General features: G+C 67.3%; 24 protein-coding genes and 1 pseudogene. 18 read left to right on the forward strand and 7 right to left on the reverse strand.

All coding sequences use genetic code 11. From position 1 onward, the window contains the following. Positions 1 to 27 precede the first annotated feature (27 nt). Complete coding sequence (locus tag LZC94_48065; GenBank protein WXB15563.1) at positions 28 to 1,611, forward strand: helix-turn-helix domain-containing protein; 1,584 nt, start codon at positions 28 to 30, stop codon at positions 1,609 to 1,611. Next, positions 1,608 to 3,065: a glycosyltransferase family 39 protein gene (locus LZC94_48070; GenBank protein WXB15564.1), complete on the forward strand. Its 1,458-nt coding sequence runs from the start codon at positions 1,608 to 1,610 to the stop codon at positions 3,063 to 3,065. The genes LZC94_48065 and LZC94_48070 overlap by 4 nt, the downstream gene beginning before the upstream one ends. A 1-nt stretch (position 3,066) precedes the next feature. On the opposite strand, the gene LZC94_48075 is transcribed toward LZC94_48070, so the two are convergent. Next, on the reverse strand, positions 3,067 to 3,957 hold the full coding sequence (locus LZC94_48075; GenBank protein ID WXB15565.1) for a PhzF family phenazine biosynthesis protein: 891 nt from the start codon (positions 3,955 to 3,957) through the stop codon (positions 3,067 to 3,069). A gap of 465 nt (positions 3,958 to 4,422) precedes the next feature. Here LZC94_48075 and LZC94_48080 point away from each other — a divergent pair. Beyond that, positions 4,423 to 4,767, forward strand: a pseudogene (locus LZC94_48080) (hypothetical protein). Positions 4,768 to 4,915: 148 nt separating this feature from the next. Here the strand turns inward: LZC94_48080 and LZC94_48085 are convergent. After that, positions 4,916 to 5,527, reverse strand: coding sequence for a hypothetical protein (locus LZC94_48085; protein WXB15566.1), 612 nt, complete (start codon positions 5,525 to 5,527; stop codon positions 4,916 to 4,918). Positions 5,528 to 5,602: 75 nt separating this feature from the next. Here LZC94_48085 and LZC94_48090 point away from each other — a divergent pair, with 75 nt between their 5' ends. The 12 genes from LZC94_48090 to LZC94_48145 all read left to right on the forward strand — a co-directional run bounded on the left by LZC94_48090 (position 5,603) and on the right by LZC94_48145 (position 16,895). Then, positions 5,603 to 6,214, forward strand: a complete 612-nt coding sequence (locus LZC94_48090; GenBank protein WXB15567.1) for an RNA polymerase sigma factor — start codon at positions 5,603 to 5,605, stop codon at positions 6,212 to 6,214. After that, positions 6,211 to 7,659: a FecR family protein gene (locus LZC94_48095; protein ID WXB15568.1), complete on the forward strand. Its 1,449-nt coding sequence runs from the start codon at positions 6,211 to 6,213 to the stop codon at positions 7,657 to 7,659. Before LZC94_48090 ends, LZC94_48095 begins: the two co-directional genes overlap by 4 nt. A gap of 26 nt (positions 7,660 to 7,685) precedes the next feature. Next, positions 7,686 to 8,723: a hypothetical protein gene (locus tag LZC94_48100; GenBank protein ID WXB15569.1), complete on the forward strand. Its 1,038-nt coding sequence runs from the start codon at positions 7,686 to 7,688 to the stop codon at positions 8,721 to 8,723. Positions 8,724 to 8,738: 15 nt separating this feature from the next. Next, the gene (ruvA, locus tag LZC94_48105) at positions 8,739 to 9,362 is read left to right on the forward strand and encodes a Holliday junction branch migration protein RuvA (protein WXB15570.1); all 624 of its coding nucleotides are present in this window, start codon (positions 8,739 to 8,741) and stop codon (positions 9,360 to 9,362) included. Between the two features lie 140 nt (positions 9,363 to 9,502). Further along, complete coding sequence (locus LZC94_48110; GenBank protein ID WXB15571.1) at positions 9,503 to 10,204, forward strand: hypothetical protein; 702 nt, start codon at positions 9,503 to 9,505, stop codon at positions 10,202 to 10,204. Then, on the forward strand, positions 10,201 to 11,121 hold the full coding sequence (locus LZC94_48115) for a 3-hydroxyacyl-CoA dehydrogenase family protein (protein ID WXB15572.1): 921 nt from the start codon (positions 10,201 to 10,203) through the stop codon (positions 11,119 to 11,121). The genes LZC94_48110 and LZC94_48115 overlap by 4 nt, the downstream gene beginning before the upstream one ends. Beyond that, on the forward strand, positions 11,099 to 11,980 hold the full coding sequence (locus LZC94_48120; GenBank protein ID WXB15573.1) for a 3'-5' exonuclease: 882 nt from the start codon (positions 11,099 to 11,101) through the stop codon (positions 11,978 to 11,980). Before LZC94_48115 ends, LZC94_48120 begins: the two co-directional genes overlap by 23 nt. A 14-nt stretch (positions 11,981 to 11,994) precedes the next feature. Next, complete coding sequence (locus tag LZC94_48125; protein WXB15574.1) at positions 11,995 to 13,422, forward strand: hypothetical protein; 1,428 nt, start codon at positions 11,995 to 11,997, stop codon at positions 13,420 to 13,422. Positions 13,423 to 13,429: 7 nt separating this feature from the next. Further along, positions 13,430 to 13,945: a pantetheine-phosphate adenylyltransferase gene (gene coaD, locus LZC94_48130; protein WXB15575.1), complete on the forward strand. Its 516-nt coding sequence runs from the start codon at positions 13,430 to 13,432 to the stop codon at positions 13,943 to 13,945. After that, positions 13,942 to 14,790 carry a purine-nucleoside phosphorylase gene (locus tag LZC94_48135; protein ID WXB15576.1) on the forward strand — a complete coding sequence of 283 codons (849 nt, stop codon included), beginning with the start codon at positions 13,942 to 13,944 and terminating at the stop codon, positions 14,788 to 14,790. The genes coaD and LZC94_48135 overlap by 4 nt, the downstream gene beginning before the upstream one ends. Beyond that, positions 14,787 to 15,215 carry a cytidine deaminase gene (gene cdd / locus LZC94_48140; protein ID WXB15577.1) on the forward strand — a complete coding sequence of 143 codons (429 nt, stop codon included), beginning with the start codon at positions 14,787 to 14,789 and terminating at the stop codon, positions 15,213 to 15,215. The genes LZC94_48135 and cdd overlap by 4 nt, the downstream gene beginning before the upstream one ends. A gap of 222 nt (positions 15,216 to 15,437) precedes the next feature. Beyond that, the gene (locus LZC94_48145) at positions 15,438 to 16,895 is read left to right on the forward strand and encodes a DUF1565 domain-containing protein (GenBank protein WXB15578.1); all 1,458 of its coding nucleotides are present in this window, start codon (positions 15,438 to 15,440) and stop codon (positions 16,893 to 16,895) included. A 437-nt stretch (positions 16,896 to 17,332) separates the two neighbouring features. On the opposite strand, the gene LZC94_48150 is transcribed toward LZC94_48145, so the two are convergent. Next, positions 17,333 to 17,818, reverse strand: coding sequence for a sigma-70 family RNA polymerase sigma factor (locus LZC94_48150; GenBank protein WXB20334.1), 486 nt, complete (start codon positions 17,816 to 17,818; stop codon positions 17,333 to 17,335). 630 nt (positions 17,819 to 18,448) lie between these two features. On the opposite strand from LZC94_48150, the gene LZC94_48155 reads away from it, so the two are divergent. Continuing rightward, on the forward strand, positions 18,449 to 19,198 hold the full coding sequence (locus LZC94_48155) for a hypothetical protein (GenBank protein ID WXB15579.1): 750 nt from the start codon (positions 18,449 to 18,451) through the stop codon (positions 19,196 to 19,198). Between the two features lie 237 nt (positions 19,199 to 19,435). Here LZC94_48155 and LZC94_48160 read toward each other — a convergent pair whose 3' ends face one another. Both LZC94_48160 and LZC94_48165 read right to left on the reverse strand, forming a co-directional pair. Beyond that, positions 19,436 to 20,350: an alpha/beta hydrolase gene (locus LZC94_48160; GenBank protein WXB15580.1), complete on the reverse strand. Its 915-nt coding sequence runs from the start codon at positions 20,348 to 20,350 to the stop codon at positions 19,436 to 19,438. 122 nt (positions 20,351 to 20,472) lie between these two features. After that, complete coding sequence (locus LZC94_48165; protein ID WXB15581.1) at positions 20,473 to 21,528, reverse strand: sugar phosphate isomerase/epimerase; 1,056 nt, start codon at positions 21,526 to 21,528, stop codon at positions 20,473 to 20,475. Between the two features lie 148 nt (positions 21,529 to 21,676). Between LZC94_48165 and LZC94_48170 the strand changes: the two genes are divergently transcribed. Next, positions 21,677 to 22,276, forward strand: coding sequence for a CGNR zinc finger domain-containing protein (locus LZC94_48170; GenBank protein WXB15582.1), 600 nt, complete (start codon positions 21,677 to 21,679; stop codon positions 22,274 to 22,276). A gap of 178 nt (positions 22,277 to 22,454) precedes the next feature. Here LZC94_48170 and LZC94_48175 read toward each other — a convergent pair whose 3' ends face one another. Next, positions 22,455 to 23,651: a hypothetical protein gene (locus tag LZC94_48175; protein ID WXB15583.1), complete on the reverse strand. Its 1,197-nt coding sequence runs from the start codon at positions 23,649 to 23,651 to the stop codon at positions 22,455 to 22,457. 83 nt (positions 23,652 to 23,734) lie between these two features. Next, the gene (locus LZC94_48180) at positions 23,735 to 24,226 is read right to left on the reverse strand and encodes a PaaI family thioesterase (GenBank protein WXB15584.1); all 492 of its coding nucleotides are present in this window, start codon (positions 24,224 to 24,226) and stop codon (positions 23,735 to 23,737) included. A 51-nt stretch (positions 24,227 to 24,277) separates the two neighbouring features. On the opposite strand from LZC94_48180, the gene LZC94_48185 reads away from it, so the two are divergent. Beyond that, entirely contained in the window at positions 24,278 to 24,862 is a 585-nt protein-coding gene (locus LZC94_48185) for a hypothetical protein (protein ID WXB15585.1), read from the forward strand. Positions 24,863 to 24,988 lie beyond the last annotated feature (126 nt).

The following is a 24,988-nucleotide window of genomic DNA, read 5'->3' on the forward strand; positions in this document are numbered from 1 at the left end:
AGGGGCTATATAGTCCCGCGCTTCCCGATGAACTTGGACGACGACAAATCCGACTCCCCGGATCAAAAGCCCGGTCAACGGGCGCCCTTGCGCATCATTGCCGTGGGTGGTGGCCGCGGTGGGGTCGGCAAAAGCCTGCTCGCCCAGAATTTGGCCATTTACCTGGCCCAGCTCGGCAAGGCGGTCGTCCTGGTCGATGCCGACATGACAGGCGCCAACCTGCACACGCACTTTGGCTTGTCGGCCGCCCAGCGGGAACCCTCGCTCGATCTCAACGACACCCACAGCTTCGAGCGCGCCCTGGTGCCGACCAGCGTGCCGGGGCTGAGCATGCTGCCGGCCATCCACGACACCATGGAGGTGCCCTCGATCCAGCGCGCCGGCCGAAAAGCCCGCTGGATCGCGAAGGTGCGGTCGCTGCAAGCGGAGTTCGTGGTGATCGACGTTGGCCCGGGTCACGGTCATTTTGCGCTGGACGTGATGCTCGCGGCCGATGTGGGCATCGTAATGACCGTCCCGGAGCCCCCGGCCATCGAGGCGACCTATCGGTTCGTTCGTGCAGCCTTCGTACGCCGTCTGCGGCGCGCCCTCTTCCGCGATCGCTTTCGCCTGCCGGTGCTGCAGCGCGCGCTCAACGATCTGGGCGGGCTCCCGGGGCCGCTCGATCTGGTGCGCGCGGTCATCCGCACGGACCGGGCGCTGGCCTCCATGGCGTGGATTGAAGCACACCGGATGCACTTGCAACTGGTTGTCAATCAGACGCGCGTGCGCACCGATCTGGAGCTGGGCACCTGGATGAGCGGCCTCTCGGCGCGCCACTACGGGGTGCCGCTGGACGAGCTGGGGTACATCGAGCACGACGACACGGTGTGGCTCACGGTGCGCCGCAACAAGCCGCTGCTCATCGACAGCCCCACGTGCAAGGCCGCCCGAAACCTGGAGCGCATCGCCCGCCGCGTGGTCGCGCTCTTGGCCGCGCGCGTGGAAAAAGGCATCGCGCCATCGAGCTTCCCGCTGGAGATGCCCACGCTCTACGCCGCGCTGGGGATCACCCGCACCTCCAGCGACGAGGAGGTCCGCCGCGCGTACAAGCGGCAGAAAGAAATCTACGCGGTGGGCGGCCTCGCCACCTCGTCGCTCATGAACGAAGAGCAGCTCAAAGCCGAGCGCGCGCGCCTCGACGAAGCCTACGACACCCTGCTCGATCCCGTCCGCCGCCGCGCCTACGATCTCTCGACCTTCCCCGACACCGACGAGCCCGAGGCGCTCGCGGCCCGCGCCACCCGGCCTGCGCTCGCGGCCGAGCAGATCATGCTCCAGAACGAGCTGGCGCGCGAGATCGGCCCCGAGACGGAGTTCACGGGGGCGCTCCTCCGCAAAGTGCGCGAGTCACAGGGCATCGAGGTTCCCGAGATCAGCGCGCGCACGAAGATCGCAAAGGCGCACCTCATCGCCATCGAAGAGGAGAACTACGGCGCGCTGCCGGCCATCGTCTATGTGCGTGGTTTCGTGGCCGAGCTGGCGAAGTATTTGAAGCTCGACCCCGCGCAGGTGCAGAAGACCTATCTGCGCCGGGTGCGCGAGGCGGTCGCGGGCAAGGGTACGGGGTGAGCTCGAGCCCGAGCAGGGAGGAGCGCCGCCCGACTCTTCTCGCAACGGCGCTGGTCCTCTTTGCCGTGGCGTTCGTTCCTCGCATTTTGGTTGCGCATTTTCTGGCGGGCGAGCCTGTGTGGGACGGCCACTATTACGACTTTGGTGCCCGCCGGATCGCGCAGGGCCTGGGCTACTCCGACGACGTTCGCGTCGCGGGCGCGCTCGTTTGGCACCCGTGGTGCCACTATCCGGTCGGCTACAGCGGCTTTCTCGGCTTCTTCTACTTCGTGTTGGGCGACGCGCCGTGGGTCTCGCAGCTGGTCAACGCCATCGTTTCGTCGCTCTTGCCGGTGTTCACTTGGATGCTCGCGCGCCGCGGTTTGAGCGAAGGGCGCGCCCGGCTGGCCGGTGCGCTCTGCGCCGTGCACCCGGGGCTCGTTCTGTACTCCGCCCTGGTCATGACCGAGCCCCTGGCCGCGCTCGCGACCTTGATGGCCTTTTGGCTGACGGTGCGCGATCCGCGGCCGGTGCGCGGGATCCTGGCGGGCGCCCTCATGCTGGGGCTCGGGGCGCTGGTGCGTCCGCAGGCGCTGCTGGTCGCGCCCTTTCTGGCGCTTCGTGTGGTCGATCGCGACGCGCCGCCGCGGCTCTTTGCGTGGCTTCGGCGGGTGCTTCCGTGGGCGGTGGCGGCGTGCGCGGTGGCGCTCTTGCCCGTTTTACCGTGGACGGCGCGCAACTGCCGCGTGATGGACGGCTGCGCGCTGGTGAGCACCAACGCGGGCTGGAACCTCGCCATCGGCGCGTTCCCGCGCGCGACAGGTCGCTTCGAGACGTTGCGCTCGAGCGATGGGTGCCGCGAGGTGACGGGCCAAGTGCAGCAGGATCGCTGCTGGTTCGCGTATGGCGTGGAGCAGATTCGGAGCCATCCGCTGCACTGGCTCGCGCTCGTGCCGGCGAAGCTGGGCTACACGTTCGACCAGGAGTCGTTTCCCGTCGAGTACCTGCACGAGGCGCGTCCGCAGGATTGGCCCGAGCCCCGGCGCGCCGACCTACGCGGCGTCCTCACGGCGGTGCATCGCTTTTTGCTCGTCGCGTCGCTCCTCGGCTGCATCGCCTTCACGCCGACCTTCGGCCGTCGTGGAGCCCGAAGACTCGCCGGCATCCGCGGTGGAAAGCGCGCCGTCTTCGCGCAGGGCCTCCTCGCCACCGCCGTCGTCGTTTTTGCCTACGCCGCCATCGCGCTTCCGACGCCGAGCTTCTGGCCGCTCGCGGTGGCCATCGCGATCCTCCCGTGGCTACCGATTCCGGGCCGGCCCGCGTGGCCCAGCGCGCTCCTCCTGCCCGTGGCGCTCCTTGCGACCACGGCGCTCGCGCACGCCGTTTTCTTCGGCGAGGATCGCTACCACATGGTGGCGACCCCCGTGCTGTGCATCCTGGTCGCCGCGGGCTTGCGAAGGCCGGCCGCGGTCTGAATCACGCGCGGATGGTGCCGTCGATGGTGGTGACGGCGTGTCCGCCGATGGAGACCTGCCCCTCGTCGTCGATGTGCACGGCGACCCGTCCATGGCGGCCCACCTCGCGTCCTTGGCTCGCGACGTAACGATCGCCCGGGCGCAGGCGGCCCGCGTGCAGAAGGTACGCGCCGATGCCCGCGTTGGCGCTGCCCGTGACGGGATCTTCGTCGATGCCATAGCCGGGGCAGTAGGCGCGCACGACCAAGCTATGGTCGGGGGCGTCCTCGAAGCCGAAGAAGGCGAGGCCGATGGCCGACGTGGGCAAGGTGAGCGCCCGGATGGCTTGGAGATTCGGAACGTACGCGCGCACCGCGGCGCCGTCGGCGAGCTGCGCGAGCCACCACAGGGGGCCCGTGTCGTAAAGCTTGGGCGCCAAAGGGCCGCGCGCGAGGCCGGCCAGCGCGTCGTTGACGAGCGCCTCCACGCCGGGTGGATCCGGGAGCGGCTTGCCCTCCGGCGCGCGAATGGAGACGGTGCCCGCGGAGGTGTCGACGGTGATGGGCAAGAGCCCGGCTTCGCACTCCTGCACGAGCCGGCCCCGCCCCGATGCATCGAGGATCGGCTTGGCGATGCCCGCCTCCAGCACTGCGTGCGCCGTTCCCACGCTGGGGTGCCCCGCAAAGGGGAGCTCACAGGTCGGTGTAAAAATGCGCACGCGGTAGCTTGCGGCGCCAGCATGACGTTCGCTCGGCGGGAGCACGAAGGTCGTCTCGGAGAGGTTCGTCCACCTTGCGATGTGCTGCATGGCCGCGGTGTCCAAGTGACGGGCGTCGAGGATCACCGCGAGCGGGTTGCCGCGGAATGCGGTGTCGGTAAAGACGTCGACTTGCTTGAAGGGGACCGTGAGCATCTGTGTTCACGGTGCAACAAGTTACCCTGGCAGGAAAGGGACATTGAGCCAGGTTCCGGTGAGCCAAAATGCACCCCACAAGGCCCTGTCCGAGCAAAGCGACCGCGCTACCCGGCCCACGGGACGTGCGCGCGTCGCAGGGAGAGGTCCATGATGCGAATGACGCGAATGTCTGCAGTTGCAGCCATGTTGATGATCGTGGGGTGCGCGGGATCCGAGGGCGATGATCCGGGAAAGACCAAGGATTCGCTCTCGGGGTCGAATCAAACTCAAGATTCGTCGAACCAAAGACCGGAGGTGACGGACCCGAACACGAATCTGCCGAACCAAGGGGACGAGGCAACGGACCCGAACAAGCCCGATAAGCCGGTGCCGCCGAGGAGTTGGTGCTGGTGCGTGTCCGTTACGCCGGATCCCAAGGGCGGAGCGCTGTCGGGCAGGCCATGCGATCCGTGGACGGGGCCACCCGGAAAGCCGACGGAACCTGGAAAGCCGATCCCGGGCGGTCCTGATAAGCCGATTCCGGGCGAGCCTGGAAAGCCGTTCGCGAACGAAACGACCAACGTCGATCCGTACTCTGGCAATAGCGATGTGTCGACCGATCCCGGAAAGCCCGGTGAACCCGGCAAGCCGATCCCGGGCGAACCTGGAAAGCCCGGCGAGCCTGGAAAGCCGATCCCTGGCAACAAGTGCATCCCAATTGCCATCCCCATTCCGCCCCAGGGAGGCGCTTCGCCCGTGCCACCCACGAAGCCGACGGAGCCCGGAAAGCCGGTGCCACCGACGAAGCCGGTGCCGGAACCTCCGACGAAGCCGGTGCCGGAACCCCCGACGAAGCCGGTGCCGGAACCTCCGACGAAGCCGGTCTAACCGAGCGACGTGCGCGCCGTGCCCTCGGACGATCCGTCTCGGGGGCACGCGCCTCTTTTTGCGTCTTTTTGCGAGCGTTGCGCGCCGATTACGGAGACGGTAAGGCGCACTGCGCCCCGCAGGTTCCCGTGCACGACCATGTCCCCGTCTTCGATTCGCACGAGCACTTGGGGAGCGCTTTGCAATCGGACGAGCAGGCCTGACTGTAGGGACACCCGGTCCGCGAGCACTCCAGCTCACGGGTATCCGTGCACCCCGGGTAGGCGCAGATGTTTCCGTGGCAGCACGCGGGGCTGCCGTCGCAGTTTGGCTCGCACGCGCGCCCCGCGTAGCAACGCATCCCCTGGGCACAATCGAGATCCGAGCGGCAGTCGTCGAGGGGAGCGCAGTAGCAGGTCATGCACACATTGGCCTTCGTCTGCTCCAGCTTCCAGCCGAAGGGACACTTCTGCTTGCACGCTACGATGGCGCGCGGATCCGAGCAGCTCGTGCAGATGCCCTCGGTGGATGCGCCGCCGTCGAGGTTTACGCACAGCTGGTTGGGGAGGCACGCCTCGTGGGAGCTGCAGATGCCGAGCTGCGGCTCGTTGGCTGACACTAGAATTTGCCGTTCCGGGCTGCACGCGGACCCGATGGCGAAGGCCGCAAAAAGGTAAGCTGCGGCGTGTACCGTGGAGGGCATCGGGATGTAGAGCCGCATGGCGTTCGAAATAGCTCACCCTCGACGGATTCGATGTGAGCCATTTCGGGGGCATGGTGGCCCTTTCGGACGAGGATGCCCTCCGCCACACTCCATGAATCGAGCTTCGATGCGCGCCGCGAGGTGCCCGTGGTCGTCACGCCGAGCGACGTCGAGTTGGTCCAGCGTGTTCGCAAAGGGGACAGCTGGGCCAAAGAGGCGCTCTATCGAAAATACTTCGGGCCCATTTGGTCGACGGTCTTGCGCTTGCTCGGCAATCGCACCGACGCGGAGGACGTCGTTCAGGATACATTTGCCATCGCGTTGAGCGAGTTCGAGAGCTTGCGGCAGCCGGAGGCCGTCGGCGGGTGGCTGATGCAAATCGCCGTCCGGCAAACGCACCGCCGCTTTCGCCGGCGCAAATTGAGGCGGCTCTTGGGGCTCGACCGCAGCATCGACGACGCGCCGCTGGAATTGCTGGTGCAGCGCGGGACCTCCCCCGAGGTGCGCGCGGACTTGGCGCGGGTCGATCGGGTTCTTGCGCGCCTTCCCGCGGCCCATCGCATCGCGTGGATGCTCCGTTACGTGGAGGGAGGCTCGCTCGAGGAGGTTGCCGCAGCGTGCAGCTGCTCGCTGGCAACGATCAAACGGCGCATCTCGGCCGCCGATGACCAAGTTCGAAAGTACGTCCGGATCGAGGAGGCATGAAGGTGGCGGATCTCAAGACTCCACTTCGCGAACATCTCGAGGACGGCTTCGACGAGGCCGACCTGCATCGAACGTGGCGTGGCGTGCAACGTCAACTTGCGCGCCGGGAGGTCGGCGCGAACCGGCATGCGCTCTGGGCCATCGCGTTCGGGAGCGTCATGGCGGCGCTCGCGTTCGTTCTTTGGCTGGCCCACGGGCCGTGGTTCTCCGCCGGTCCTCTTCGGCTGGCGCGAGGTCCGCTTCCGAGCGAGCTGGGTGGCCCCGGCGCAGCTGCGCCCATGGAGTTCTCCGATGGTTCGCGGGTGACGCTCGCGCCCAACAGCCACCTGGAGGTGCTGCAGAACAGCGGGGATGCGTTCGTCACCGCGCTCCGTCGCGGGCGGAGCAACTTCGAGGTGCACCCGGGGGGGCCGCGGCGATGGGTGATCGAGTGCGGGTTGGCCACCGTGGAGGTCGTGGGTACCGCCTTTTCCATCCAACGCGACGCGGGGCGGGTGGGGGTGTCCGTCGAGCGGGGGGTCGTCGTCGTTCGGGGGGAGCAGGTTCCGGGGCACGAAAAGCGCCTGGTGGCGGGCGATCAGCTCGAGATCGTGGGCGCCGAGGCTGCGCTCGCAGGGCCTGAATCGAGTGCCGCGGAGTCGTTTCGGTCGTTTCCGCAGCCGCTGCACTTCTCGCAGGACGATCGATCGACGCCTTCGGCCGATGGCGTCGCGGACGTGCCGGGTGCGCCCCTTCTGAAATCGCCGTACGCGGCGCCCGTCGCCATGGCGCCCGCCCCTGTCGCAACGGCGCCTGCCGCATCGGCGCCCGCAGCATCCGAGTCGCTTGCCGCAACCGCGCCTGTTGCAACGGAACCCGCCGCATCCGAGTCGTTTGTCGCAACCGCGCCGCCGGAGGCATACGCGCCGTTCGCGGTGGCGCCTGGATCGTCGGCGCCTGCCACGGTGTTGCCGCCGTTGTCGTCTTCGCAACCGGCCGGTCCGCTGGCACCCGCGGCGCCACCGCCCGCGGCCGGTCCGCTAGCATCCGCGGCGCCGGCGTCCGCGGCCGGTCCGCTGGCATCCGCGGCGCCGATGCCGGATCCTGTCGACATCATGCTGCGCGAAGCGGATCGCGCCCAGCGCACGGGCGATCGCCGCCGCGCGGCCGATGTGTTGCATCGCGTGATTCAAGATGCGCACGGCGATCCGCGCGCATCGTTTGCAGCCTTCACCTTGGCGCGGCTCACCATGGAGGACGATCCGCGCGCCTCGGCCGCCTTGCTCTCGGCCATGATCGAGGCCGGCGCACCGCGCGGCTTGGAGGAAGATGCGCGCGCGCGCCTGGTGGAGGCCTATGCCCGCGCAGGCGAGCGCGCGCGGGCGCAGTCGGCGGCGGCCGATTACGAGCGTCGTTTCCCGCGGGGATCGCGTCTCACCGAGGTTCGGCGCTGGGCGCATCCTTGACCGACCCGGCGCGAAGGCCACGAACGTTGCGAACGAAAGCCGCATGCGCCGCGGCCATGCTCGCCCTCGCATCGTGGGCCGCCCCTGCCTCCGCGCAAAAGCCCGACATCCACGTGCGCTTGCACGAGTGCGGCGGCGCCCCTTTGGACTACGACACCTTTCTCGACGTCCTTCGCGTCGAGCTGGCGCCCCTCGCCGTCGTTCCCGGCCCCGCGGCCCCCGCCAACTCGAACGGCATCGTGACCCTCGACATTGCCATGCCCTGCGGAAGCGACCGAGAGCTCGTCACCTTCCGCATCGCCGCCGGCGATCGCCCTCCCGCCGCCCGCCTCATGGACATCGGCGATCTTCCGACGGCAGCCCGTCCACGCGGAATGGCCGTCGTCGCCGCCGAGCTCGTACGCTCCGCCGCCCTCTCGGCGCCCGCCGCCCCTCCCTCCGATCCCGCATCCTCCGCGCCACCCCCACGCCCCGCCGAACCCCCACCCCGCGACCCCCCATCCCCCGAACCGCCTCCCACCGACCCTCCCGCCGAGGCACCGCCAGCCGCCTCGAACGAACGCCCCCTCTGGAACCTGCGCGCCGCCGCGCAGACCCGCATCTTCCTCGCGGCGCCCGCCACGGCACTGTTCGGAGGCTCCCTCGATCTCCACATCGACCGAGCCCGCATCGGCTTTGGCCTCCTGCGTGGCGGCACCGAAGATCGCCTGGGCACGACCCGCATCACCCTCCTCGACGTCTCCATCGGAGTTGCCGTCGTTCGCGTGGAGCACGCCCCGTTCGAGCTCTCCGTCACGCCGAGGATCGGTGGCGGCCTTTTGCTCGTCGATGCATCGCCCGGCTCCAAGCAGGCGATGGCCCGCTCCGCCACCGACTCGTACTTGGACGCGGCCGTCGCCTTCGACGTTCGCCTCCGGCTCCACCCGCGCGTGCGCGCATGGGCGACCCTCGACATCGATTTGGGCTACGCCCGCGGCGTGGTGGTCAAGGCCGATGCGCGGGTCACGGCGCGGCCCGAGGGCCCGTTTCTTGGTTTTCGATTGGGGCTCGCCTTCGCCCCGTGATAATCGGCTTCTACGATGATCGGAAGGCTCACCGGCAAGGTGATCGCACACGAGGAGGACGGCGCGATCGTCGTCGATGTCGCGGGCGTGGGCTACGAGCTCACCGTCCCACTCGGCACCGTCGGCCGCGCGCAGACCGACGAGGGCGGCCGCACCACCCTCTATGTGCACACCCACGCGCGCGAGGATTTGCTCGTGCTCTTCGGCTTTGCCACCCTCGCCGATCGCGTGGCCTTCCGCACCCTCATCGGCGTCTCCAGCGTGGGCCCCAAAACGGCCATCGCCTTGCTCAGCGTGCTCCCCGCGACCGAGCTGGGGCGCGCCATCGCCAACAAAGACCTGACCAAGCTGACCAGCGTGCCCGGGATCGGCAAAAAAACCGCCGAGCGCCTGCTCCTGGAGCTGCAGGACAAAATCGGCATCGCCGGCGCCGTGGCGGGCGCCACGGCGGTCGCGGCCGCGGCCTCCGGACCCGCGAGCAAGGCGGCGACTGCGGCCGAGCTGACCGTGTCGGCCCTCACCCGCATGGGGTATCGCCCGGCCGAGGCCGAACGTGCGGTGAACATCCTCGGCAAGAAGGTCGATAGCGTACCGCTCGCCGAAGCCGTCCGGGAGGCGCTGGCCCTCCTCGCCAAATAGCCCGCCGAGCACACAGCCGGATACGCAGCCAAGTCCGCAAGAAGACAGCCGAAAAAGACAAGAAGAAGAGAAGCGGTGGCTCGAGCGCCCGGCGGAAGCGAACGAGTTTCATCCATTGAAACGACGCACTATAAGGAGCCATGGCGAAAAAACGCTTTCGGCAGGCGGCCCGGCATGAGCGCCGCTTCTTTCCTCAAAGCTCGGCGAACCCGATTCTCGTCCGGCTCATCGGTGCCGTGGGGGCCATGTCGCTGGGCGCCGGAGCGTTTGGACAGTTCGCCAGCGATGCCCCCGAGCCCTCCAAGGTCACCCCCTGGCTGCTGGCCGGCGGCGCCGCCCTCTTTGGCTTCGCCATCTGGTGGGGAACGAGCGGCGATCCCGTTTTGCGGGTGGGGGCCGGCGGCGCCGGCATCGATCGCGGCACCATCCGGCGCATCCCCTGGCACGCCACCAGCAAGGTTTCATGGGACGGCGCGAACAAGGCCGTCGTCGTCCAAGGCCGCGACGAGGCCGATCAGGAGCTGATCATCCGCGCCCGCGTCGCCTCGCAGCCCCAGGCCGCCGCGTGGATCGTCAAAGAGGCGCGCGAGCGCGTGCCCCACACGGTCGAGGTGCCCGAAGACGCCGACATCCCGGCCGCCGTCGACGATCCCACCGACGTTCTGCCCATGGACCCGCTCCAGGTCGTCGGCCGCCGCTGTGCCGAGAGCAACAAGTCCATCGCGTACGAGCCCGATGCGCGCGTGTGCACCCGCTGCGAGCGCGTCTACCACAAAGATTTCGTGCCCAAGACCTGCGAGTGCGGCGCCGCGCTCGGCCACCTCCGGGAGAAATCCGCATGACCGCCCACCCCGAATCCCACGGTACGTCGCCGACCCTCCCCGCCGGGGGCCCGCCCGGCATCATCGCCGTGCTCGGATCCGGAACGATGGGGCAGGGGATCGCCCAGGTCGCCGTCCAGAGCGGCTACCGCGTCCGCCTCTACGACGCCGCGATCCACCGCGCGGGGGAGGCCCGCACGAGCATCCTCGCGCAGCTCGACAAGCTGGTGGGCAAGGGCAAGCTCGCCCCCATCGCCCGCGATCGCGCCCTGGAGGGCCTCATCCCCGCGAGCGACGTTCGGGAGGCGTGCGCCGGCTGCAATGTCGTCATCGAGGCCGCGCCCGAGGACATGGCGCTCAAGGTCGCGCTCTTTCGCGAGGCGCTCGACGCCGCGCCCAACGCCCTCTTCGGCTCGAACACCTCGTCGCTCTCGCTCACGGAGCTCGGCGCCAAGGCGGGCGCGCCCGATCGCATCATCGGCTTGCACTTCTTCAACCCGCCCCCGCTCATGGAGCTGCTCGAGGTCGTGCGCGGCATCGGCACCTCCGACGAGACCCTCTCCCACGCGCTCGATCTGGCGCGCCACCTGGGCAAGACCCCCATCGTCGTGCGCGACTCCCCCGGCTTCGCCACCAGCCGCCTCGGCGTGCTGCTCGGCGCCGAGGCCATTCGCATGCTGGAGACGGGGGTCGCCAGCGCGGTCGACATCGATCGGGGCATGGAGCTCGGCTACCGGCACCCCATGGGACCGCTCAAGCTGACCGACTTGGTCGGCCTCGACGTGCGGCTCGCCATCCTCGAGCACCTGCACAAGGAGCTCGGCGAACAATTCCGCCCGCCGGCGCTCTTGCGGACCATGGTGCGCGCCGGGAAGCTCGGCAAGAAAACCGGCGAAGGATTTTACGTCTGGCTCGATGGTGTCGCGCACGCGAAATAACCATCCGCTCTTCGATCCGCCGCCCGGTCCCCCGTGGGATGAACCCCCGCGCGACGTTCCTTGGGCGTTCCTCGATCTGGAGATGACCGGCCTCGATCCATCCAAGGATCGCGTGCTCGAGATCTGCATCGAGAGGGTCCGCGGTGTGGATCCCGACGCGGAGCCCGAGGCGGTGCTGGAGACCTTGATCCTGCCCGGCGAGCGCGCCTTGGGGAACGTGCACATCCACGGTATCGATCGCGAAGCCCTGGCCGGCGCGCCGCTGTTCGATGCGGTCGCGGACCGGGTCCTCGCGATCCTCGATGGCGCCGTGCTCGTGGCCCACGCGGCCGAGTGGGACGTGGCCTTCCTCGAGATGGAGCTGGAACGCGCCGGCCGCCCCATCCCGCCCGCGCTCATGCACCCCGTGGACACCTTGATCCTCGCGCGCCGCGCGTTTGCCTTTCAGAGCTACTCGCTCAAGAACCTGGCGATCTCCATGTCCATCGAGCACGGGCAGGCGCATCGGGCGGGCCCGGATGTGCGGGCAATGCGCCGGGTTTTCGAGCGTTGTGTCGCCGAGCTCGCTCCGGTCAGCGCCCGGGATTTGTGGGAGGTGCGCGTGGCGGCCCGGCGCGCGCGCAGCGCCATCGTGGCCGCTTGCGAAGAGGCCGTACTCCATGAAAATACGGTGCTTTTGACCTATCGTCCCAGCCGCCGCAAACCGGAGCCTCTTTTGATGGTGCTCACCGAAATACGTGCCGATCTCGACCCGCCGCGGGTGATCGGCTATCAGCTCCCGGGGCGCGGACGGCGCGAGCTTCGGGCCGATCGCATCCTTCGAATCGATCCCGCGCCGGCGGACCCAGTGGCTCAATGATGGAGATTTTTACAATGCGATTGCGAAGTGTCCTCACCTTGCTGGCGGTATCCCTCGCGGTGTCGTCGTTGGGAGCAGCCGGTTGCGGAGGAGGCATTCAAGAGCCCACGCGCGCCCCGCTGGCCGACAAATGGCTCTCCCGCGCAAAGGCGAGCTACCGCAACGGAGACTTCGACGACGCCCGCCAGGCCGTGACCTCCGCGCTCCAGACGGCCCCCAACGACACCGAAGTGCGGCTGCTCGGCGCCCGCCTGGCGCTCCTGCGGCTCGACTACGCCGAGGCGATCAAGCTCACGCAAGGGCTGCAAGGCACCGAGGCGGCCGGTCTGCGCGGACGTGCGCACTGGTACGCAGGGGATCTGGAGGCCGCCGCCGACGATCTGGAGGGCGTGCTGCGCGATCCTTCGGTGAAGGATCCGTGGGCGCGCGACATCTCGATTCTGGCGCGGCACGGCGCCGGGCGGCACCCGTACGCGATCGATGGCAGCGTGGTGGGGCAGGTGGACATGCCGCGCGCAGGCTCGGCCCTGGTGGTCCCGTGCGAGCTCGAAGGCGAGCAAATCCTGGCGATGATCGCCACCGCCAACGGGGAGGTGGTCGTCGACTCCAACTCGCGCCGCGAGCCGGCTTGGGTGAACCTGTCCTTCAACGGGGTCGAGGTGCGCGACGTGCCGGCGCGCACGCAGGATCTGAGCGGCCTCTCGCGGGTGCTCGGCGCGCCCGTCAAGGCGCTGATCGGGGCGAGCCTCCTTCGCCATGCGCACGCCACGTTCGACCGCCGCGGCTCGCAGTTCGTGGTCCGCAAGCAGGAGCCGGCGGCGCCGCCCGACTCGGCCCGCGTTCCTTTCTGGTACACGCCCAACGGCGGCCTCTTGATGCACGCCACCGTCTCCGCCAAAGAAGACGGCAAGGCGCTCCTCCTGGTCGACTCGTCCCAGTCCTACCTCGTCGCCCTGAACAACCCCGCCTGGCAAAAGGCGGGGGTCGACCCGAAGACGGTTCGCCCGGAGCCCGAGCTCCAAAACATGAAAACCGGATCGCTCCCGGTCTTCCGCCTCGGTACATTCGATCTACCGATGCTGCCGGCCGTCCAGGGCATACCGAACGACACCACCAAGGGCGTCACCGACGTGGAGCTCGGCGGCGTGTTGGGCGCGGGCCTGGTCGCGCTCTTCCGCGTCACCTTCAGCGACGAAGGCCGCTTCGCGTGGCTCGAGCCGGATCCGGCCATGAACCCCAACGCGCAGCATTCGGCCCCTCCGCCGAGCGCCAACCCGGGCCAGCCCGCGGCCCCGGATGCCACGCCGGCCGCCAAGCCGGGTGACAAGCCTCTCAAGCTCACTCCCCCCAAAGCCGCGCCCCCGAAGGCCGCGCCTGCACCGGCAGGCGCAAAGCCCGACGCGGCCAAGGGGCAACCCGACAAGTCCGATACGAAGAAGTGAGGGCGAAATGAGCCGACTGTCCCATCCCGCTGTGGCGCGACTCGCGGTTTACGCGGGGAGCTTCGATCCCGTTACCTTCGGGCACCTCGATCTGATCGAACGCGCCTCCGCGCTCTTCAGTGACGTCATCGTGGGACTGGGCGTTCACCCCACGCGCCACCCGCTCTTTTCCCTCGAGGAGCGCATGGATCTCGTGCGCTCCGTCTCGAGCCACCTGTCCAACGTGCGGGTCGAATCGTTCGACGGTCTGCTCATCGACTACTGCCAGCAAGTGGGCGCCAGGGTCGTCGTGCGCGGCCTGCGCGCGGTCACCGACTTCGAGTACGAGCTCCAAATCGCCCACGCCAACGCCGATCTCTGCCCCTCGGTCGACACCGTCTTTTTGCCCTCGCGCACCGAGCACGGCTTCGTGTCGGCCTCCCTCATCCGCGAAATCGCCAGCCACGGCGGCAACGTGAGCCGCTACGCCCCCTCCGTGGTGGTCGAGGCCTTGCGCGCCAAATTCACGGGGCCCCGAACATGAGCACCCCCGCGGCCACCATCGCCGCCCGCCTCGATGCCACCAAGGCGGCCATCCTCGCGCGCATCCCCTCGGCCAAGCCCAAGGTCGGGCTGGTGCTCGGCAGCGGCCTCGGTCCCTTCGCCGACACCCTGCAGGATCTGGTGAAGATCCCCTACGGCGAGCTCCCGCACCTGCCTGCCTCCAAGGTCTTTGGACACGCCGGGAACCTCTGCTTCGGCAAGTCCTCCAACGTGGAGGTCGTGTGCATGCAAGGCCGCGCGCACGCCTACGAAGGCCACCCGCTGGAGTCCGTGGTCCACGGCGTCCGCACCATGGCCCGCCTCGGCGCTTCGACGATCCTCCTCACGAACGCCGTCGGCGGCCTCGTCCCCACCTGGTCCGTGGGCGATCTCATGGTGATCTCCGATCACTTGAACCTCACCGGTCAAAATGTACTGATCGGTACAAATGAAGACGCCCTCGGCACCCGCTTTCCCGAGATGAGCGAGGCGTACGACCTCGGCCTGCGCGCAGCCCTTCACCGCGTCGCGGCGAAGCACGGAATCACCCTTCGCGAGGGCGTCTACGCGGGCCTCTCCGGCCCCTGTTTCGAGACCCCGGCGGAGGTGCGGATGCTGCAGCTCCTCGGCGCGCACGCCGTGGGCATGAGCACCGTGCAAGAGGTGATCGCGCTCCGCCACATGCGCGTTCGCGTGGGCGCGTTGAGCTGCGTCACCAACGTGGCCGGCGGAACCGAGGGCAACCCCCCGACGCACCAAGAGGTGGAAGAGACGGCCCGCGCCAAGCGCGACGAGCTCCAGACCTTGCTCTCGGGCTGGATCGCCGCGGCGGGCGAGCTCCCATGAGCACCTCGGCCTCGTCGGTCGTGACCCCTGCGCTCCTCGATCGCCTGGTGGCCGAGGCCAAAGCGGTGCGCGCGCGCGCCTACGCGCCCTATTCGAAGTACCGCGTCGGCGCCGCCATCGCCACGGCGAGCGGCAACGTCTTCCGCGGCTGCAACGTGGAGAACGCATCGTACGGCGCGACCATCTGCGCCGAGCGCTCCGCCATCGTGCAAATGGTGGCCTCGGGCGACGACAAGCCGGTGGCCTGCGCCATCGCCACCTTTGGGGCGAGCCCCGGCTCCCCCTGCGGCATCTGCCGCCAAGTGTTGGTCGAATTCGCGCGCGAGATGCCCGTCGTCCTCGTGAGCGAAAACGACGCCGGTGAAGAAACGCGCCGCGACACCTCGCTCGGGGCGCTCTTGCCGGACGCGTTCGTCTCCTTTTGATCCGCCGGCGGCCGATGCGGGCGCTGCGGAGAGCAGCGTTCGCCCGCGCCCGCGCGCGTCTGTGACGTTTCAACCACGTATCCCGTTTTGCACGTATGGCATCTTCGATGCGCCGTGCAAAAGCGAAAACCCGATCCTCGCGGGTGGCTCGAGAGTTGCGATGAGCCGGTCCACATGCTTGGACCATCACTTGAAATAACGCTTTCTCGATTTCGACCATGGATGACGGCGCTCGTTCTCGGCGTCGTTCTTCCTTTGAGCACGGCGTGCAGCTCCAGCTCCGATCCCTCGCCTGCGCGGGAGGATCCGGGGCGCGATAAGCCGCCTCCGGGCGGGCAAAAAGATCCCGTCCCGTCCCCCGAGCCAAACAAAGATCCCAGCTGCGATCCGGCCTCGAAAATCACGTGCAATGTGCATGCATCTCCGGAAGGCCAGGACGAAAACCCCGGCACCTCGGCTCGACCCGTGAGGACCTTGAAGAAGGCGCTCACCATCGCCAAATCCGGGCAGACCGTCTCCTTGGCGGCCGGCCGCTACAGCGAAGCGAGCGGTGAGAGCTGGCCCCAAAAGGTTCCCGATGGCGTCATCCTCGAGGGGAGCGGCGACGCCGTCCTTTCCTCCGGCAGTTTGGAGAAGGCGGGTCTCCTGTACGCGGGCGCTGGGCAAATCCGCAACCTCGCATTCGAGTCCTTCCGTTATGCGGTCGTGGCAAAGGGCAAGCTCGTCATCAAAAACGCCAAGGTGACCGGGGGAGGCGGTTTTGTGTTCGGGGCCGATTCCCAAGGTGAGCTCGAAGACATCACCATGGAGGAGCTGTCATTTGCCGGGGTGACCGGCATCGAGCAGGCTCGAATCCGTATGAACAAAGGCTCTTTCCGCGGAAAGACCTCGCCAAGCCTGGACGCCGAAGGCTGCAAAAACGTCATTGGGGTGCTCCTCGGAGGTCGCTCCAATGCAACGCTCGACAACGTCTCCTTTACCAACTTGGGCAACGGGAGCTTCGCAGCCTTCGATGACTCCACCGCCTCGATCGGCCGAGGCACATTCACCCGTCCCGCCCTCGGCGACGCGTGCACGGCCTCGTCGCAGATCGTCTCCAGCGACCGCGCTTCGGTGAACGTGGAGGACACCACGGTCAGCGACGAAGCCGGCGCCGGGCTCTTCGTGGCCCGCGCGAGCAGCAAGCTGACCTTTCGCCGCTCCAGCGTAAAAAACTCGACCTTTGGCGCCATGTCCTACGGGCGCCTCGAGGTGGAGAAAGGCACCTTCGAATCCATTGGCAAAGTCGGTATTTACCTCGCCTCCGACAGTGAAGCCACCATCGCCGAAACGACGATATCGGCCAAAAGGTTCGGTATTCAGGCCGACTCCGACACGAAGCTCGTCGTGCGCAAGAGCCACATGACCTCCGAAGACGAGGACGCCGTCCTGCTTCGAGACGTGGCGGCCGATCTCGGAAGGCCGGACGACCCCGGCGGCAATCGGCTGCTCGGAAAAGAGACGGGCCTCTACGTCCTCGACCCCGCGGGCCGGCGAACGCTCGTCCAAGCCGCCGGCAACATCTGGCGCGCCAGCATCCAAGGCGCCGACGCCGACGGCCGCTATCCAACGCAGCTCGTGGATGGCGCGCAACGAGGCGAAAACTTCGTGCTGTCGGGGGGCGCCAGCATTCAGTTCTAATCCGCTCGAATCGCCCCCTCGCGCGAGCCGCCGGCATCCTCGCTCGGCGGCTCGATCGCGAGCAAGGTCACTCTCCGGATCACGGGAACCTCGATACGAGCGCCAGCCAATCGCCTCGAGGCGTGCCGGTACCGGGGGTCGGGAGCGCTTGCGAAGCAAAGCCACTTTTTGGCGATCCCCTTGCCAATGGTTCCAAACGCGAACATCCCCTTTGGGGTCACGGCGCATCCCTCCACATCGAGCGAGCGGCCGCCGACTTTGGACGTGATCCGATCGAAGCCATCGGAAAGCACATCGATGTACCAGCCTGGCCATCATCGCCCGAGTCGGGCCATTGAACGACATCCGCGTAATTGTCCGGCGAGCACCCGCCACATGGAGCGACTGGCCCCTGTGCGCGTTTCGTAACCTTGTCCGTGTTCATGGTGCCAGCAGGATCAGAAGCGGCTGGAGAGGGGTCGCGTGGGCTGCTGGTTTTCGCTCCGCTCGAAGAGCGCTCGGAATTTCTCCTTCGCGCGATGAAGGCGCACACGGAGGTATTCGCGATCCACGTGCAAGTCGGCGCAGATCTCTTCGCGGCTCGCTTCATCGAAGAATATCGCGCGGAGGAGGCGTCGATCCGATTCCGGCAGCTCGCCGAGGACACGACGGACCGTGCGCCGCTGCTCCTCCGAGATGAGCCCATCCACGACATCGCCTACCGACATGGCGAGTCCTTCGGCCGGAAACTCCTCGTATCGACGCGAACGACAGCCCTCCCGGAACACATTGGTACAGACCGCGTTTACGAGTGCCCCGAGCCTCTCCGGGTGGCGTACGCCGCCTCGTGATCGGAGGATCTGCAAGACTCGCGAAAATGTCTCCTGACGAATGTCGTCGATAATGTGCGTCGATTTGACACGCGCTCGCAGTTTGGCGAGCATGAGCTCTCCGAAGTAAATCGTAAAATGTGCCTCTACTTCTGGATCGCCCAGGCAGAGGAGTTGGAGATAGGCTTCGTCGAACTGTCGAAAGTTCATGCCCGCGCTCTTTGGAGCCGACTATAGCCATTAATTATCTTTGTGGCGCACAGGATACCGTGCTCGCGACACAGTAGGTTTGTGGTGCGGACGACACCGCCGCACCGAGCGATTTCACCAAACCAAAAATGGAGCGGGCGCCTTCGAAAGAGGGGTCTCGCTTGTGCTTGTCGTGTCCGAGATGCTGCAAATTTTTTTTGTTTGTTTGGGTAACGATCTGCGGCAAGGACTCACTATCGCGTGAACCTCCAACCCGCGCCGGCGCTCGTGTCGGCGGGGGGCCGGGTGCGCCGCGACTGCGAGCGCTCCCCCGGGGGCTCACCGGGCTTGGAGAAAGGAGAGAACCCTTGAATCGCGACGATTCGAGCGATGCGGAAATGCTGCAATGAGTACGCTATCGGATCAAGGCGACATCCGCGTGCAAAGGATGGCGACATAGAGCCCGTTCGACGTTTCGCACCAATCGGCCGATCGCCCGATCGCCCTGCTTTTCGCGAAGCTCGAAGCTCGCGGACTTTGCTGGACGAACCCGCGATGTCGACGACCGTGTCTGAAAAATACACATCGAAGTGGGATGGGTACAGGGTTGCGTGTGTTCATGGCTGGAAAACGTGGGGTGAAAATATGAAAATAATTGCTGTCGCAGTGACGGCGGTGGTTGCCGTCTCGGGGTGTGCTGGCAATGAGTCTCAACCGGACGACGTCACAAACGACGCGATTACGGAGGTAGCGGGGGCGACTTCGGCGACGCCGGCCGGCGCTCCTTCGGTCGAGCCTATGGCTCCCGCCGTCGAGGATGTCGATGGGCCGCGTGCGTTGTCCGACGTGGTCGCGGAAAGAACCGGTCGCAGCACGCAAGAGACCTGCACCTCGAACGTGGCGATTGCGTCGTGGGCGAACAATCGCTTCGTTTCGGCGGAGATCCAGTATGGAGGTGGCTCGTATGGGATGCTGCGTGCGCGTGCAGCGGCCGTGGACGCATGGGAGCTCTATACCGTCTGTTATTATGGATCGTACTGGACGCTTCGGTCACAAGCCAATGGGCTCTTTGTTTCGGCCGAAATCCAGTACGGAGGTAGCTCGTATGGGATGCTGCGAGCGCGTGCATCCGTCGCGGATGCGTGGGAGCAATTCGCAATCAACTCATGTGGTACGGGATGCGCATCCATTCAGTCGCTGGCGAACGGGCTCTTTGTTTCGGCCGAGGTCCAGTACGGAGGTGCATCGAATGGGATGCTGCGAGCGCGCGCATCCGTCGTGGATGCCTGGGAGATGTTCCGATAAACCCGATGCGGAAATGCTCGTTCGTCGACACCTCGTTGGGAGGGGCTCGCTGATCCGGTCGACGTCGTTGCTCTCGTAAGAGGACACCGCCTCGACAGCAGCCGAACCTTCTCGTCGTCCATCACCCGCGGTTTCGCACGAGCGCCCTCCCACGCGGGCTGCCGGCGGAGAATCGTTGGCAGCCCGCGGTCTTTCGTTCGACGGCGTACCCCCATGTCGAACATGTCGATGCGTTGCTCAGCTCGCGCCGCGCAAAAACGGCAGCACGTGCGCGAGCAATGCGTCGGGATCCTCCTCCGGCACGAAGTGTCCGCAACCCGGCAGGATCGCGCCCCGCAAATCGTTGGCCACGGGCTCCATGATCGTCAGCGGCATATCGGCCGTGGCATGCTCGGCGCCGAGGGCGAGCACGGGCATACGCAATTTCGTTTTGGCGCGCCGTTCGTTTTGGGCGCTGGTTTCGGGGATGGCCCGGTAGTGGGCGAAGCCTCCGCGCAGGGCGCCGGGGGATGAATACGACTCGATGTAGGTCTCGACGGCGACCCGGTCGCGTTTGTAGGCCCATTGATCGAACATCCATGAGAGGTAGGCGCGCTCGCGGCCTTGGATGAGCAGCTCGGGCAGGTCGGCCAGTTGATTGAACATGAAGTGCCACATGAAGACGTTCTGCGACTGCGGCAAGAATATCTCCGGGGAGCGCGCGAGACCCGGGATGAACGCCTCCAAGATGGCGAGGCGCTCGACGACCTCGGGGTGATCGCTGGCGAGCGCGTAGCCGATCCACATGCCCACGTCGTGGCCGATCACCGGATAATGCTCGTGGCCGAGCTTGCGCATCAAGTGATGAAGATCGGCAGCGACCCGGCCCGTGTCGTAGCCGGTCGTCGGGCGGCTCGATTGGCCGAGCCCGCGAAGGTCGACGGCGATGGCGCGATATCCTACCTTGGCGAGCGCGCGCATGACGTGGCGCCAGACGTACCAGGTCTGCGGCCAGCCCGGCAGCAACAAGACGGGGGAGCCCTCGCCGCAGTGGACGTGATGCAAGGTGATGCCATCGACCTTCGTATACGTATGCTTGAAATCATGATTGGAAACGTTGTCGTTCGAGTGGACGATATTTCCAATGTCTCGGGGCGGAATCGACGTGGTCATGGTTTCTCTCGCGATGTGAAGTGCTAGATTGTCGAAAGGACGAGTCGTCGAATGGAACGAGTCGTCGAAGAGGACGAATCGTCGGCTCGTCGAAGAACGCGAAACGCCCAGACGGCTCGAAATCAGCCGAGGCCGAGCGTCCGCCGATTGGCCGCGTGGTCGGCGGCGCCGCCTGCGAAATCGTCGAAGGCCTTCTCGGTGACGCGGATGATGTGATCGATGACGAATCGGGCGCCTTCGCGGGCGCCGTCCTCGGGGTGCTTGAGGCAGCACTCCCACTCGACCACCGCCCAGCCGGGGTAATCGTAGTGTGCAAACTTGGAAAAGATGGCTTTGAAGTCGACTTGTCCATCGCCGAGCGAGCGGAATCGGCCTGCGCGATCGGCCCAGGGCTGGTAGCCGCCGTAGATGCCCTGACGGCCCGTCGGGTTGAACTCCGCGTCCTTGACGTGAAACATGCGGATTCGCGGGTGGTAAATGTCGATGAAGTCGAGATAGTTCAATTGCTGCAAAACGAAGTGGCTCGGATCGTAGAGAATGTTGGCCCGCGCGTGGCCGCCGACTCGGTCGAGGAACCTCTCGAAGGTCACGCCGTCGTGCAGATCTTCGCCGGGGTGCAGCTCGTAGCAGAGGTTGACGCCGGCCTCGTCGAAGGCATCGAGGATGGGCCGCCACCTTCGACCCAGCTCTTCGAAGGCCGCTTCGATGAGCCCCGCGGGCCGCTGCGGCCAGGGGAAGAAATACGGCCACGCAAAGGCGCCCGAGAAGGTGGCCACCTCGGTGAGACCGAGCCGGCGCGAGGCTCTTGCCGCCAATTTCAGCTGCGTGATGGCCCAGGCCGTGCGCGCAGAGGGATTGCCGCGCACCTCGGGCGCGGCGAAGTTGTCGAACGCCGCATCGTAGGCGGGGTGCACCGCCACGAGCTGACCGTGAAGGTGCGTCGAGAGCTCGCTGATCACGATACCGCGTTCGGCCAAAATGCCTTTTAGCTCATCGCAATAGGTTTGGCTCTCCGCCGCCTTTGCGAGATCGATCAACCTGCGATCCCACGCCGGCACTTGCAGCGCCTTGAAACCATGTCCGGCTGCCCAGGTGGCGATCGACGCCAGGTTGTCGAATGGCGGCACGTCATCGGCGAACTGAGCGAGATGAAGGCCGGGGCCTTGGATGGTTCTCACGTCTCGTTTCCTTTCTCGGGGCCGCGTGCGGGTGGACGTCTCCCGACGGAGTCGCGCGCACCCCGGATGATAGTCCACCTGTTCGACAGGTGGACACGCGAAGTTCTAGAGCTTGTGCGCTGGATGTCAACCGCTTAAACTGGTGGACATGGCCAAGGAGATGCCCCCAGCTGCACAACGGCGCACCAAGGCGGATTTCCGCTTCATGGGGGCGCGCCTGTGCTTCGCGTTTGCGGCCACCCTTGGCGATCGGGGCAAGGCGGAGGCGTTCGAGCGCATGGTTCGCCCGGCCGATCTCGCGCGTTGGTGCGTCGAGAGCGGCTGCATCGACACGCCGCCCACATGCACCGACGACGATTTGGTCCGCGCCAAAGAGCTGCGCGAGGCGATCCAGCGCGTGGGCGAGGCCCTGGCCAACCGCACGCCGACGGATCCGCGCGACGTCGCCATCATCAACCGCGCCGCCGCCAAACCACCGCTCGCACCTGCGCTCGCGCCCGACGCCACCGCCGTGCGCTGGTTGGGCGATGAGCTGGACGCCGTGCTCTCCCTGGTCGCCCGCGATCTGATCACGCTCTGCGCCTCGCCGCTTCGCGAGCGGGTGCACCTCTGCGAAAACCCCGCGTGCGTCGCGCCCTTCGTCGATGCGTCGCGCGCGGGCGAGCGCCGCTGGTGCTCGATGAACACCTGCGGTGCGCTCTCGAAGAAGCGCGGGTACCGCGCCCGACTGCGCGCCAGCGCGGACTAGCGGCGCCGCATGGCTCGTGTGCGCCGCGCCACCCGACGCGGCGTTCGCCAGCGCTGCGTCACCCGACGCGGCGTTCGCCGGCGCGGCGTCACCCGACGCGGCGTTCGCCGGCGCTGCGTCACCCGACGCGGCGTTCGCCGGCGCCGCGCCACCCGACGCGGCGTTCGCCGGCGCCGCGTCACCAACGCACGTAGGTGACCATGGCCGGCTCCGTGCGCGAGCGCGTCGTTCCGTCGCCGAGCTGGCCGGAGTCGTTCTTGCCCCAGCACCACACGGTGCCATCGGTCTTCAGCGCGCAGCCGAAGCCGTCGCCCAAGGCCAACCCCGAGACCGACGAGAGCCCCACGATGGGCTCCGCGATGCAGCTTCGCTCGCCGGTGGGGGAGCGCTCCTGCGCGCAGATGACCGAGCCGTCGTTTCGAACGGCGCACGCTTGATCGGCGCCCGACGCCACCAGGCTCACGCCATCCATGCCCGGAATTCCGCCGGGTTTCACCGCCACCCGCTTTCCTTCGAACCACTCGCCCGGCACGCAGCGCATGCCCCCGCCCCAGCACCGGGTCATCCCCTCGGCGGTGCGCGCGCAGCTGTGCTCGTGCCCGAGGGCCAGCTGGATCACGTTCTCCAGGTGCGGAACGGCCACCGGCAAACCGCGCCCTTTGAAGTAGGGAACCCCCAGCTGCCGCACCCGGTTCGCGCCCCAGCAGCGCACATTGCCCTGGGGCGGCGGCGCCAGGCGCGCGCACGCGTGGTACGCGCCCACCGCGATTTCCTCGGTCTCCGTCATTCCGAACACCGGGGTCGGCACCTTCACCGCGCCCCCCTCGTGCACCTCGCCCCAGCACATGACGAAGCGGTTCGTCTTTCGCGCGCACGTCAGGTGGCCGCCTGCGCTCACCGAGAGCGCCTCGTGCAGATCGGAGACGGGGGCGGGCTCCGCACGGCCGTCGGTCGTCCCGTCGCCTAGCTCGCCGTGGCCGTTCTGACCCCAGCAAAAGAGCTGCTGATCGCGCGCCCGCCGCATGCACGTGTGCTCATCGCCTGCCACCAGCAGATCGGCGTCGCCCACCTCGCGGATAGGGGTCGGGTGCACGCGCACGATGCGCGAACCGTCGCCGAGCTGCCCCGATGCGTTCGCGCCCCAGCAAAGGACCTTCCCCTCCGCCGTTCGCGCGCACACATGGTCGCGGCCCGCCGTGATTTGCGCGGCGTGCAGCGGGGATGGCGCGCGTGGCGCGCTTTCGCCCTGCCGCGGCGAGCTCGGGGTGGCGGATGCCGGACGCGCCCCCGACCGCGATCCGGATCCCGTACGCGATGCGCAATGGATCGCACCGGTGCCAAGCACGACGAGAAGGACCGCATGCAGAGCGCGCATGCGCCAAGGGTACGATATGCACGTATGATGGCCAAAAACCGGGGTTGCGCGGTGCCGCACCCCACGTCGGCGCAAGGCGGTGTCTATCGACCGAAGCGCGCCCACGCCTCGGGCAACGGGCGCTGCAGCAGGCGCTCCGTGCCAGCCCGGTCGAGCACGGCAAATGTGAACTTGCCCGTGTACGACTGGATGTTCTCTTGCACCAGCGAGACCTCGACGGTGATGACCCGCGTCCCCTGCTTGACGATGCGCGCGCGCCCGTCGATCGAGGTGCCGATGCGGATCGGGCGATGAAACTTGGCCTCCATGGTGGCCGTGAACCCAAACTTCCCCAGGAGCCCGATGACCGCCCACGCCGCGATTTCATCGGCGAGCGTGGTGACCAGCCCGCCGTGCATGATCCCGGGCGGCCCTTGGTGGCCCTCGCCCGGCAGGAACGTGGTGGTGACCTCTTCATCGCCGATGCGCGAGAATCGAAGCCGAAAGCCCGTGGGGTGATCGGGGGCGCAGCCAAAACAAGGCTGCGACTCGCCGAAGGTGAAAGGATCGAGCGGCTCGGGATGAAGATGCGGCATGCGCCAAAACGCATACCATTCGTCTTCCTGGCTCGCTAGGCTGCGTCTCCGATGAGATCGGCGTCGCTCTTTTCCCTTGCGAAACTTGGTGAGCGGATCGTGCTCGGTGCAGCGCTCGTGTGCGTGCTCGCCGCGTGCGGATCCAAGCCCGCGTCCTCGGCAGGAGGTGCGGGCGACACGCGCATCGGCCGCTTTGCGGTGTCCGCGCAGTCGTTCAAGGTCGACAAGGTGGGCGGCGCCGATGGCTCGCTCGATCCCAACGGCGTGCCCGACGCCGTGCTGGAGGCGGCGATCGACGGTGCGGCCATCGGTGTGGCGCTCGTCGCACACGATGCGCAAGGAAACGCGGTCGCCCAATGGGATACCCTAACGGGCGCCGACAAGTTGCCATCGGGCGCCGGTCTGTACTCGACGCACGGCGATAGCACCCCCGGCCTGGTGCTGGTGGAGGGTGGACAGCGGCTGAATCACAACGATGGATCCATCTCGCCGCTCTCCGGACACCACGAGGTGACCCTCTACGCCGACGTTCGCGATGTGGAGTCGGCGAAGACCCTGGAGCTCATCCTCCTTACCGCCGACGGCCAAATCGTACGCGGTCCGCGCATTCCGTTTCAGCAGCCCGAGAAGAAGTGACGGCTCCTGTCGCGAGGCGTCCCTCCCGCATGGGGACGAAGCCCCCAGTTTGGAGGAGGAGACCCCCCGCACCCCGGGCTCCCCACACGGGATCTTCGCAGCGAACCGGCACAAAAGAAGGTGCGG

The sequence above is a fragment of the Sorangiineae bacterium MSr11954 genome (assembly GCA_037157815.1).
GTDB classification, from domain to species: Bacteria; Myxococcota_A; Polyangia; order Polyangiales; family Polyangiaceae; genus Pendulispora; species Pendulispora albinea.